Source organism: Mesorhizobium sp. WSM3866 (genome assembly GCF_002294795.1).
Taxonomy (GTDB): Bacteria; Pseudomonadota; Alphaproteobacteria; order Rhizobiales; family Rhizobiaceae; genus Mesorhizobium.
Map to the genome: position 1 here is coordinate 313,266 of NZ_NSGC01000008.1, position 11,998 is coordinate 325,263.

An 11,998-nucleotide genomic window follows, 5' to 3' on the forward strand; every position below is an offset into this window, starting at 1 on the left:
TGTCGAGTTGCACGGAATCCCCAGGCCGTGTGACTAACACGCTTGCTTCCAAGTTTGGGGCGAGAGCCATGGTGACTGCTTCCAAACGCCCGCGTGCCTGGTACGGACGACATGAGAACTGCATGCTTGAAATATGACCACTACGAGGCAATTTAGCTCGAGTGAGGTCCGATGCGCAAACCTGGCTTGTGCATCGTCCTGCTTATTTACCACAGCATATCAGTTCAAACAGCGTTTCGTCTTCGACGTGGTTGTTAAGATCATGATCTGCACTGTACGGGGAGAAATTATGTGCAGATACCCACCTGGGCCGGAAAGATTCACGCGATTTCAGTCGCTGTCGCAGCGGGATCTCTGCAACTTGGGTGACGGGTCCTGATCGATTATTGTATAAAATCCCGGCTCAACAATCTGTCCGCTTGATTACCGGCTGCCCGTGTTGCACGACTGCACACCCCACCTTCATGATTCCGGTCAAAGCCCTCCCTTTAGCGCTGAGGTGCCCTGAATCGATGACTGCCGTTATCGCTGAGATGGTTGGAATTTCTGATGCCCAAAAGTTCGCTTGCCCGTGAGCTCTGCCAAGTCGACACTCCTACAGCGCCAATTCCATTATGGTCATCGGCGGCCGTCGCTTGCGTGGGGCGGTCTCTCGTTGCTCAACTCCGCCGGCAGTAATCAAAGGGACAAAAGTCCCACTTAAGAAGGGGACCATTTCCACTTCATTCATGTCCCAAAACATCAAAGGTCTAAGTTTAACTTTCCACAAATGAGAGTAAACTTTTTGTGCTCATGTTGTGAGCGGGAGGCGTACAGGCAGTCAATAGCCTGTTGAAGAGGGGCGGGGTTGAGTATGCCCTCATCGTTGGTTCTTGGTGCCCGCCGCTGGTGGGTTGCCGATGCGCGTAGGACGCATCCGCCTAGAATTGCTTAGCGGGGCACGGAGCGGGGGAATGGCGGCCCCCTCAACACCCTCTACCCCGAGCTAATCCGCAAAACTCCAGTTTCCTTTAACGATGACGCGCAGCCCCGGCTTGCGGGCGGATGCGCGCCCATGCGGCCGGTTGCCAGTGTTGGGGCTGATATATCGCGCCAGCCGCATTGAAACGGAGAGGGGATCATGACGATCACCATCTTCCTCAACGGCACGCTGGTCCTCGACCGGACGTCGCGGATTCAGACGACGCCGCCGCTACCAGCGCCGATCCCATGGCCTCCGGATGAGAGTCCGAAGCCGCGCACAACCGCGGCTACGGTGAACGATGTGCAGAACTGACCAATCACCCCGGAAAGGACGAACATCATGGCTACCATCACTATCGTAGGCGATCTGGTACTCGACCAGTCCGCCGGTACCACCGACGACGACGTCGCTATTTCCGTCGTAAATGGCGTCATTAGCGGCAGTCTCGACGCCGCATTTCTGACCTATCTCAATGGTCTCAACCTGTCCGCCGCGCAGTTGGCCTACGCCGATACCGCGGAGGCGGCCAGTCAGATCGGTCTCGTCAGCGTAACGCCGTCATCTGGCGAAACTATCGCTGAGCTGGAGTTCTCACCCCTGAACCACGCCTCGTCCGGTCTGTTTACTCTTGACGGCGAGGAAATCTTCCTGACCACGGTGCAGAACGGCAGCGCGGTGGAAGCGAGGGATGCGAGCGGCGATCTCGTCGCAGCCTTTTACATCATTCCTAATGCCACCAACACGTCGGGCACGGTCCAGGCGATCACTTTCGAGGCGATCGATCACCCGACTAACCCTGACCCCGACGACAGGGTGGACTTCAGCGATATCCTGAAAGTCCGCGCCTTGTCCGAGGTGTCGACGCCGATCGGCGACCACATCAACGTCGACGATGACGGCCCGACAATCACGGCCAACGGTTCAGAGCCGACGCTCACCACCGACGACACCGACACCCCCAACAGCAGCGACACCGACAACTTCGCGGGTGCGTTCACCTCCGACGCCGGCACCGACGGTCTCGGCGCAGCCGGCATCACCTACGCGCTCGGTACACCGGGCGGCGCATCTGGCCTGATCGCTACCGATCTCAACGAGGGTATCAACCTGGTCGACAACAACGGCGTTATCGAGGGTCGCACGGAGACCACAAAAACTTTGGCGTTTACGGTTGCCGTGGACGCCGACGGTGACGTCACGCTCACCCAGCTGCTTGCCATCAAGCACGACCCCAACACCGGGCCCGACCAGTCGACCGGCCTCTCGGCCGCCAACCTCGTCACCCTGACGGCGACGATCGTCGACGCCGACGGCGACACCGACTCGGATACCGCGAATATCGGCGACAACCTTGTCTTCAAGGATGACGCGCCGAGCATCAGCGCGCCGCTCGACAACCTGATCGTGAGCGTGGACGAGTCAACCCTAGGCACCAACGACACCAAGAGCTTCGCAACCCAGTTCAGCTCAAACGCCGGTAAGGACGGTTCAGCCGGTATCACCTACGCCCTGAGCGTGGTCGCAGGTGCGTCGGGTCTGGTCGACACGCTGACCGGACAGGCGGTCAACCTGTCGGTCAACAACTCAGGTGTCGTCGAGGGCAAGACCGCTGTCAGCGGTGATTTGGTTTTCACGGTGAGCGTGGACGCCTCCGGTCAAGTCACGCTCGACCAGATCCGGGCTGTCATCCACGACCCCAACAACGGGCCGAACGATACCGAGACCCTGACGACGGACAACCTGATCAAGCTGACGGCGACCATCACCGACAAGGACGGTGATAGTGCCTCGGCTATCCTGAATATCGGCCAGAATCTTGTCTTCACCGATGATGCTCCCACGATCACGAAGCCATTCGACGGTGACCCCAGTACCGTAGCAATCGAACACGAGACCCTGCACAACGTACTGAACACACCGGCTGACGGAGCCTTCAAGTACAGCATCGGCGCGGATGGTCGCCTGGTTTACGACGCCACCCACTCCGACTTCGGTGATGCTGGTGCAGCGGCAGGTATCCAGCAGCTGGTGCTCACCGGCACGGTCGATAACGCGATGAACCCGAATATCACCAACGTCCAGACGGCACTCGTTTCGGAGAGCGCCACCAGTGCGCAGTTCTCCTTCTCGTTCCACTACGACAAGGATCCGATCACCGCCGGCGTGCAGGACGCGACGGCGGGTGGCACGTTGACCTTCGACAAGGTTGCGGGCACGTACTCCATCCAATTGAACGACGTGATCGACGGGTTCAGCTTCAACGTCTTCCACTCTTCGGAGCTGTTGGCGAAAGCACCTCCCGGCAACACCGGCCACCCACAAATCGTGGTGACGGAGTTGGATCACGCTGATACCGGCCCGAACCCGGCCGATAGTGACGGGTTCTATGTGCAGTTCACGGCGAACTCGAACCCCAGCGGCAGCCCCTTCGGTTTTAACGGGACGGGTGACGGTTCACCGATTGCAGGTGATACAACGTTCAACACCGGGCAGTTCGTCACCAGCAACTTCGAGGACTGGGTATCCGCCACGCAGTCGACCAACGGCGTGGCCGGTGACACGATCCAGAAGGGCGAACTGCTCACCCTGCGGTTCTTCAACCAGAACATTCTGGGCGACGTGAACCCGGGTGCCCCGGGTGGTGGCGACGAGAAGCTCGTGCCGACTGACAAGGTGGACGCTATCGCCATCAAGTTCGACGGCATCGGCAACAGCGAAGATCTTATCGTGATCCTCGACCTGATCGATGACAAGGGTACCGTATCTACCGCCGACGACGTGCACACCACGAAGTCGATCTACGTGCAGAACGCGGACTTCTTCAAGGGCAATACAGTGCCTTCGCCCTATAGTACGGAGTTCACGCTCGACAACAACGACGCCCTCGTGATCATCGAGAGCAACGACTACAACACCTCCACCGAGCACTATCAAGTTCAGGGTATGCAGATCATGCAGTCCGGCAACGGGCTGTCCGGCGATGCCATCAACCTGAACCGAGTGACCGACAATCCGAACACCGTGGCGGTTGAAGGTTCAAGCACTGGCGTTGCGAGCGGCACAGGTGGCGGCGCGCTGCAAACTTGGGAAGCCGCGGATAACGACGTTCTCAAGATCACGGATATCGGCTTCATCCAGACGACTTCCGGGCAGATCGGCGCGAATCTCGACTTCGCGGTCAACATCCAGGATGCCGACGGGGATACGACGGGCGTCCAGCACCTGCTGGTCGACGTCGTTGCCTAGCATCTGACCAACGGGAGGCGGTTCACGCCGCCTCCCATCTCCACATCGAGATAATCACTCGCTCCGCGCAAAACGGCTCAAACCAAAGCGTCAACCTCTAACACACGGCATATACAGCATGATGAAGTCCCCACGACCCTCTGCCCTGCAGGCGGTGATCAAAGAAGCCAGGCGCGCTATAAGGCCGCTTATCTGGTTCAGCGCCGGTATCAACATTCTGATGCTGACCGGCGCGTTCTACATGCTCCAGGTCTATCACCGCGTGTTGAGCAGCCACAGCTTGGAGACGTTGGTGATGCTGTCGCTGATGGCGGCGGCAGCGCTCGCCACGATGGCGGGGCTAGAGGTGGTCCGCGCGCGTCTTCTGGCCAAAGTCGGGACATGGTTGAACGCGCGCTTGGCACCGGTTCTCCTGGCCGCATCGGTTGAATACGCCGCCTCGGCTCCCGGTCAGATCAACGCCCGCGCGCTGCGTGATCTCGACCAGGTGCGGAATTTCTTTACCAGCCCGAGCATCTACCCGATCCTCGACGCACCCTGGGCACCGATTTTCTTGGGCGCCATCTTCCTCATGCACCCTTGGTTGGGCTGGCTGGCAACCTGCGGCGGTATCGTGCTGTTCGCTCTGGCGTTTCTCACCGAGTACCTGACCCGCAAGCCAATGGCGGAAGCCGCAGTCGCCCAGATGCGGGCTTACATGCAGGCCGAGCAAACGATCCGTAACGCCGAGGTCGTCCAGGCCATGGGCATGTTGAATCCCCTGCTCGAGAGCTGGAAAGCCCAGCAGGACGAAGCTAACAGAGGACAATCCCTCGCCAGCAACCGATCCAGCACCATCTCGGCCCTCGCGCGCGCTTTCCGGCTGGCCTTGCAGATGGCCGTTCTCGGCCTCGGCGCCTATCTGGTGCTGAGAAACGAAGCTTCACCCGGCATCATGATCGCCGCGTCAATTCTGATGGGTCGCGCATTGGCCCCGGTTGAACAGGCGATCGGCACCTGGAAAGCGACGATCGGGGCGCGGGCTGCCTACAAGCGTCTCGCCGCAATTGCCGGTCAGCGACCGGAGGCCACATCGGCCCTGCCGTTGCCGCGTCCGAAAGGCAAGTTTGAGGCCGACAACATTATGCTCGCCAGGCAGGGTGGCGAACCGATCCTGCGAGGGATCAGCTTCCAACTCAAGCCCGGCGAAGCAATGGCCTTGATCGGCCCGAGCGCGGCAGGCAAGACGAGTCTGGCGCGAGTGCTGGCTGGTACTTGGCGCCCGACCGGCGGTCGCGCGTTGCTCGACGGCATGAGCGTTGTCGAATGGGCGGCCGAGGATCGTGGTCGACACGTCGGTTACCTGCCACAGGATATCGAGCTCTTCGCCGGTACTGTCTCCGAAAACATCTGTCGCTTCGCGCCGCTTAACCCGACGGTCTTCAACAACGTGGTCAAGGCCGCGCAATTGGCCGGCGTGCACGAACTGATCAAGGGGCTGCCGAAGGGCTATGCCACGGAGATCGGTGAAGGTGGTGCGGCGCTGTCGGGCGGACAACGCCAGCGCATCGGACTGGCGCGGGCGCTCTACGGCGACCCAGCGTTCCTCGTGCTTGACGAGCCTAACTCCAATCTCGACCACGAAGGCGAGCAGGCACTAGCTACAGTCATTGGTGGGCTCAAAGCGGCGGGAACGACCCTGATCTTGATCTCGCACCGGCCAAGCATCTTGGACAAGGTCGACAAGGTATTGGTGCTTACCCACGGCGCACAGGACCTGTTCGGCCCGCGCGACCCCGTGTTCAACGAACTCGCCCGGCGCGTCCGTGAGGCGAATCAACTCCCGACCGTAGCGGCGAACGAACACAGCATCCCCAATCCGGCCCGCCGATACGCTTCCCAAAAACTGTCGCCAAACTTCAATCTTGTTTCCGGCGCCTTTCCCGGTCGCGATGCAGGTGCTGCGCAACCATCTAGCCAGGAGCAGCCATGAACGTGGTCCCGCTACCCCGCCCGCCAGCCTCGGTGCTTGAACCAGTACCCCTGCGCCTCGGGGCCGTGAAGCTCACCGGGTTCGCAATCATGTTGCTGTTCTTCGGCCTAGGCGGGGGGTGGGCGGCGCTGGCACCGTTGGACAGCGCCGCTGTGGCACCAGGCGTTGTCAAGGTCGCTGGCGACCACAAGCTCATCCAGCACCTCGAAGGCGGCATCATCGCGGAGTTGAATGCGGCCGATGGCGATATCGTCAAGGCGGGCAAGGTCCTCATCCGGCTCGACAGCACCCAGGCAAAGGCACAGCTTGACCTTATCCAGAACCGGATTGCGGCGCGCGAGGCGCTGGCCGCGCGTCTCAGGGCCGAGCGTGACGGCAAGGCCGAAATCGACTTCGATCCGGCATTGCTTGCAAGTCCAGCCGCCGCAAGAGACGCGGTCGCCGCGCAGCGCGACGTGTTCGCGGCGAAATACCACAATTTGGAGGACGAGCGGAAAATTCTCGGCCAGCGCCGCCGCCAGGCCGCGGAAGAGATAACTGGGCTTGAAGAATTGATCGTCACCGAGGACAAGCAGATCGAAGCAATCGAAGGGGAAACAAAAGATCTCGAAAGTCTGCTCGAGAAGGGGTTGACCACCCGCGAGCGGAACCTGTCACTCAAACGGCAGCAACGGGAGATCGAGGGGGAGCGCGCCACCCACGTTGCGGCGATCGCTCGCGCCAGAAGCGGCATCTCCGAGATCGACATGCAGATCTTGAACCTCAACACTGTGCGGCTAAACGAGGCCGTCGATGAGTTAAGCAAGGTCGAGGCGGAGTTGTTTGACCTCGGACAGCAGGCGCGTTCGGCGAAGGACGTGCTTACCCGTACAGATATCGTTGCACCAGTTGACGGCATCGTCATGGACCTGAAGGTCCACACGGCAGGCGGAGTCGTGAAACCCGGTGAGACGTTGATGACGGTCGTCCCGCTCGGGCAACAGCTCGTGGTCGAGGCTTTGGTCAAACCGGAGGATGTCGAAACGATCGCGCCCGGGCAGCCTGCGCACGTCAGCTTCCCGGCCTTCGCCCGCTATAACCTGCCACCACTCGAGGGTCTTGTGGGGGTCGTGTCTGCGGACCGAATGGTGGATGAGCACAACGGGGCGCCGTACTTCGCCGCGACCGTGTTGATCGACAAGGGCGAACTCGCCAAGCTTGAGGGCCGCAAGCTGCTGCCGGGAATGTCGAGCGAGACGATGATCCGCACGGGTGCTCGCACCGTGCTTTCCTACCTAGCCGAACCGATCACGCAAAATTTCCGCCGGGCCATGCGGGAGAAATAGTTCGTCCCAACGCCGTTGGCGTAAACTTCCGCGCTCATGTTCTGAGCGGGAGGCACACAGGCAGTCAATAGCCTGTTGAAGAGGGCAGTGTTGCGTATGATTATCGATCCTTGGTTCCCGCCATTGGTGGGTCAGCGATGCGCGCAGGACGCATCCTCCGAGAAATGCCTGACGGGGGAGCGGGGGAGCAGCGGACACCCTCTACGAGTTAAGCCACTAACTCCAGTTTCGTTCAACGATGACGCGCAGCACAGGCTCTGCCGATGGATGCGCGCCCATGCGGCCGGCTGCCAGCGTTGAGGCTGATTTGGCGCCTGTCGCGTTGAAACCAAGGAGAATTTGCGTCTGGGCGGCAAACGCGCTTGTTCGGCTGCACGGTTAGGAACCCGGAAGCCCGGCTCTCGACAGCATATCGAGGAACCGGGAGTGATGATCATCCCTCACATAGCGCGGCATGAAGCCAGGGCAGACATTGCCCAGGTTGAGATGCGGAAATTGCGACAGGCAATGATGCATGGCGCGTGAGGCTTCTTCCTTGTTTCCAGTCGCCGAAGCTGCGGCAGCCCAATAGAGAGCGCCGCGAACGAAACCGGGCTTTGTCCTGGCGACCCTGCGGGCGACCTCGAGCGCCCGGCGATCGTCGCCGCCGGCAAACAGCGCGACAGCCAGCCCATGGTGACGCCAGAAGTCGATGACATCATGCGCGCCGAGCCGGATCGCTTCATTGGCCGCGCGCAGCGCTTCGCTCACCTGGCCTCGCAGGCCGTAGAGCTCGCCAAGGTCGCCATGGCCACTCGGATAGCTCGGGTTGAGGCTGACCGCGTGACGGCATTCGACAATTGCCTCGTCGACCCGACCGTCACACAAATAGGCAAAAGACAGGATGCAGCGGGCGATTTCATCGTCCGGCACGGTCCGTACCGCGTCTTCGGCAAGCCGGATCGCGTTGTCGACATGCTCCCGCTTGCCGGCCAGCGCGCCGAATGCAAGCCCCATGGTCGTCGCGATGGAGAGTGTCCGCTTTGCCCGGGCATTTTCGGGCGCGATCAACAGAGCCTTCTCGGCGAGTTCCTTCGACACCAACAGCGAGTCCCTGGTCATCAGGAAGTACTTCATCAACGCTTCATTCACCAACCTGCGCACCTGGGGAGAGCCTGCCGGGCTCTTGTCGCGAACTTTCCAATTGGTCAGTTGAAGCTCGAGGCTGACCGCCAGCACAACCGACTGCGCGATCCTGTCCTGGAATTCGAGCGCGTTCTCCGAGTGGCCGTCGAATTTCTGGGCCCAGACATTGTGACCGTTGGCGGCGTCGACAAGCTGGATGTTCACCCTCAGCTCGTCTCCGGATCTCTGGATGCTGCCGTTGAGCGTGTAGCGGGCCCGCAAACCAGCCGATGATGCCTCGCCGACGACCGCAGTGAGCCCCGAGAGCACGATATAGTCGGCCACTTCCGAAAGAGCCGTGGTGATGTCATGGACGAGACCCTTGGCGAAGAAGTCGTCGGCTCGCTCTCCCGTCAGATTGACGAAGTCGGCGACACCGATGGATGGACGCCCGAGACGGTGACCGGCCGGAACCATATTTGCCGGCTGCTGAGCTGAAGAAGCATCGGTGACAGAGAGGGTCTGCCAAAGCGCTCGTGTCTCCGGGCCGACGTCGACACCAAATTCCTTCTTCAATACGCTTCTGCATGCCTCGAAGGTTCGCAACGCCTTGTCTCGCTGTCCGCAGGCAATAAGCAGTTCCATCTTTAGCCGGTAGGATTCCTCTCTCGTCGGCTCCATGGCCAGGATCCGATCGGCCACGGCCAATCCGCTTTCGGGATCCACGAGACGAGCGAGCTTCTCCATCGACTCGAGAGCGCGGCCCAGCAGCCTTTCGCGTTCCAATGCCGCCCAATCATCGAACGCATTGCTGCCGAGGTAATAGCCATCGAGAAATGGCCCGGCGTAGAGTGCCAGAGCCGTTTCGAGTTCCGAAGCAGAACGGGCTGACAGGCCCGTTTCGAACTCCTCCACGTCAACTCGCACCGCGCCCGGCCTGATGCCGATCAGTTCCTTGTGGGAATGGATGATATCCATGCCTACTCGTGACAGATCCCGGCGCAGGACGCTGAGAGTTTGCCGCAGACTGTTGCGCGAGTGTTCGCTGTCGCTATCGCCCCACAAAAGGTCGGCCAGCCTCTCTCGTGGCGCCGCCATGCCCGGACAGCGGGCCAAATACGCGAGTATCGCCGGGCCCCGCTTTCCGGTCAGCCAGACCGGACCGCCGGATTCCTTCTCAATCTGGAAACCGCCGAAGAGCGAGACTTTACTGGCTGCGATGCTTTCCCCATTTCGCATTTGTTTGCAGCTTTTCAGAATGACGAAATTCTAACTCAAAACTAACGCTGCGGAAACTCCGGCGTCCCGGCCCCAAGCGCTGCCGTAACGGCGCTCCGATTAGACTTCGCTGAATTAGAGATATCTGAACCTAACACAGGTTCGGTCCGGGGTGCGGCGAATGTCAAAGCTCACGGCCAACTCGCTGCTGCTGCTTGCCGCCGGGCTGTGGGGCTTCGGCAATGTGGCGCAAAAGACGGTGCTCGATCACCTCGATGCGCTGAGCGCCGTTGGGCTGCGCTGCCTGATCGGCGGACTCCTTGTGCTGCCCTTCGTGCTGACCGAACGGCGGCTCCCTGCCGGCGCAGCCCAGCTTTCCAGCCTGGTCCGAGTGGTCGTGTTGTTTGCCGGCTCCATCATGCTGCAGCAGCTCTGCTATCTCGGCGCCACCGTCACCAATGCAAGCTTCCTGGTCAGCACCGCAACGGTGATAACGCCGCTGGCCGCTTGGCTGCTCGTGGGCGAACGTCCGACCGCCGCTCTCATGCTCGCAGCCGGATCGACCGTGATCGGCTGCTTGCTTCTTGCCGGTGGGATCGCCGGCCTCAGCGGCGGCGATCTCACCGCCCTCCTGTCGGCCGGCTGCTATGCGCTATGGACGGTCGAGCTCGGGCGGCACATGCAAGCCCATGCCCGTCCCTTCACGGCCGCGGCGGCACAATTCTTCGGCGTCGCCGCGCTCGCGCTTCCGCTCGGAGTTATGCACGGCAACTTGTCCCTCGCAGCGGCTTCCGATGCCGGCCCTGAACTGGCGGTGCTCGGGGTTTTCTCCACCGCGGTGGCCTTCGGCATACAGATTGCAGCTCTGCGCTTCACATCGGCCAGCCATGCCGCTGTGATCGTCAGCGCCGAAAGCATCTTCGGCGCCATGGGCGGGGCGATCTTCCTCGGCGAGCAGTGTTCAGCGATAGGCGCGCTGGGGGCGGCGATCATCCTCGGTTCGATCCTGTCGGTCGCGATGTCGACCCGTGCGCCTGTGCACCTTGCCTCGCGACCCGACGCCGGCGCTTCCAATGCCGGAGTCCGCGTCTTTGCGGCCGGCTGGCGGACTCCTGCCACCGCCGCTCCCGAGGAGGCGTTCCATGATCCTTGCCGGTGATGCGCCGCGCTCGTCTGCCATCCATTTGCTCTCGGGGCCTTTCACCCCGACGGGTACGCCTTTTTGGGAACTACTTTCTTTCCATGCAGCAACTAAACTTAAATGCTCGGAAGGAGTGCTGACATGTCAAATGAGAGCACAAGACTCACGGAAAAGAACTCCGAAAAGCTTGTTTCAGAGGGCGAGGCGCGCCGGGACTTTTTGAAGAAAGCGGGGCGTTTTGCGGCGGTGACCCCACCAGCCATAACCCTCTTGCTCGGCACGAGCCTGAACTCTAGGGCGATCGCCAAATCGGGGGGCTCACGCCCGGGCAATGGATGGGGTGACACGAACCACATACATCTCGGGCCCCCCGGGAAGAACTAGCTTCCTACGTTGTCGCCTGATTTTGAGTGTGCGCACACTCCCGAAGAAAAGCCCGGTTCTGCGTTACTCGCGTCGGGCTTTCTTTAGGGCCTCTGCCACGGCTGTCGACTCAGCAGGCGGTGATTGACATGGCCCATTTGCAGCGTCCAGAAATCTGAAATCGCTTGCCCGTCGGTGTTCCCCACTGGGACATAAGTCGTACGGCTAACAATTTGGTCCCTTCGCCGAAACCAAATCCTCGCCACAGCATTTGATGGAGCCGGCGAGGAAAAGCGTCACCTTCGTCGTCGGCAGCAGCTAGATAGATGCCAGCCATCCCCGTTGCCAGGGTGACGGGCATCCGTGTGAGTAGATGAGTACCGCGTAAATGGCCAAAGCCCCGGCGCTGATCACTCTTCAGTGCTGGGGCTCTTCATTCTCCCCGCTCACCACCCCGGCGCCCGATTCCGCGTTGATCCGCATGATCGGACGCCCGGCTATGTCGCGGATCGTGCACAGCAAGTCGCGGCTCTCGTCCTTGGGGTGGTGCGTTCCGACGATGAGTCTGCTCACGATTTCGAGGCCTCTATAGGCCCTTACACATGTGTCAATGGTTCGGGCTCCGAGGAAAATAGTGCATGTTCTGTGGCCCCCAACGTGGCCCA

Annotated in this window: 7 protein-coding genes; 5 read left to right on the top strand and 2 right to left on the bottom strand. The window is 61.0% G+C overall.

What is annotated here, in order from left to right; translation table 11 throughout:
- Nucleotides 1-1,120 precede the first annotated feature (1,120 nt).
- The 4 genes from CK222_RS32395 (at nt 1,121) to CK222_RS20230 (ending at nt 7,507) form a co-directional block, all read left to right on the top strand.
- On the top strand, nt 1,121-1,276 hold the full coding sequence (locus CK222_RS32395; RefSeq protein WP_176477681.1) for a hypothetical protein: 156 nt from the start codon (nt 1,121-1,123) through the stop codon (nt 1,274-1,276).
- A 27-nt stretch (nt 1,277-1,303) separates the two neighbouring features.
- Nucleotides 1,304-4,210 carry a DUF5801 repeats-in-toxin domain-containing protein gene (locus CK222_RS20220; RefSeq protein WP_095801550.1) on the top strand — a complete coding sequence of 969 codons (2,907 nt, stop codon included), beginning with the start codon at nt 1,304-1,306 and terminating at the stop codon, nt 4,208-4,210.
- A 118-nt stretch (nt 4,211-4,328) separates the two neighbouring features.
- Nucleotides 4,329-6,182: a type I secretion system permease/ATPase gene (locus CK222_RS20225; RefSeq protein WP_095801551.1), complete on the top strand. Its 1,854-nt coding sequence runs from the start codon at nt 4,329-4,331 to the stop codon at nt 6,180-6,182.
- A complete protein-coding gene (locus tag CK222_RS20230) occupies nt 6,179-7,507 on the top strand; it encodes an HlyD family type I secretion periplasmic adaptor subunit (RefSeq protein WP_095801552.1) in 1,329 nt (442 codons plus the stop codon). Before CK222_RS20225 ends, CK222_RS20230 begins: the two co-directional genes overlap by 4 nt.
- A 378-nt stretch (nt 7,508-7,885) precedes the next feature.
- Here CK222_RS20230 and CK222_RS20235 read toward each other — a convergent pair whose 3' ends face one another.
- Entirely contained in the window at nt 7,886-9,850 is a 1,965-nt protein-coding gene (locus CK222_RS20235; RefSeq protein ID WP_095801553.1) for a BTAD domain-containing putative transcriptional regulator, read from the bottom strand.
- A 160-nt stretch (nt 9,851-10,010) separates the two neighbouring features.
- On the opposite strand from CK222_RS20235, the gene CK222_RS20240 reads away from it, so the two are divergent.
- Nucleotides 10,011-10,988 carry an EamA family transporter gene (locus CK222_RS20240; RefSeq protein ID WP_095801554.1) on the top strand — a complete coding sequence of 326 codons (978 nt, stop codon included), beginning with the start codon at nt 10,011-10,013 and terminating at the stop codon, nt 10,986-10,988.
- A gap of 762 nt (nt 10,989-11,750) precedes the next feature.
- Here CK222_RS20240 and CK222_RS32400 read toward each other — a convergent pair.
- Nucleotides 11,751-11,906 (bottom strand): hypothetical protein, encoded by a 156-nt coding sequence (locus CK222_RS32400; protein ID WP_176477682.1) that lies wholly within the window; start codon nt 11,904-11,906, stop codon nt 11,751-11,753.
- Between the last annotated feature and the right edge of the window lie 92 nt (nt 11,907-11,998).

Excerpts from the sequence above, each read along its gene's own strand:
- CK222_RS20225 (WP_095801551.1), top strand. The coding sequence starts at position 4,329 with ATGATGAAGTCCCCACGACCCTCTGCCCTGCAGGCGGTGATCAAAGAA.
- CK222_RS20240 (WP_095801554.1), top strand. The coding sequence starts at position 10,011 with ATGTCAAAGCTCACGGCCAACTCGCTGCTGCTGCTTGCCGCCGGGCTG.
- CK222_RS20230 (WP_095801552.1), top strand. The coding sequence starts at position 6,179 with ATGAACGTGGTCCCGCTACCCCGCCCGCCAGCCTCGGTGCTTGAACCA.
- CK222_RS32395 (WP_176477681.1), top strand. The coding sequence starts at position 1,121 with ATGACGATCACCATCTTCCTCAACGGCACGCTGGTCCTCGACCGGACG.
- CK222_RS20235 (WP_095801553.1), bottom strand. The coding sequence starts at position 9,850 with ATGCGAAATGGGGAAAGCATCGCAGCCAGTAAAGTCTCGCTCTTCGGC.
- CK222_RS20220 (WP_095801550.1), top strand. The coding sequence starts at position 1,304 with ATGGCTACCATCACTATCGTAGGCGATCTGGTACTCGACCAGTCCGCC.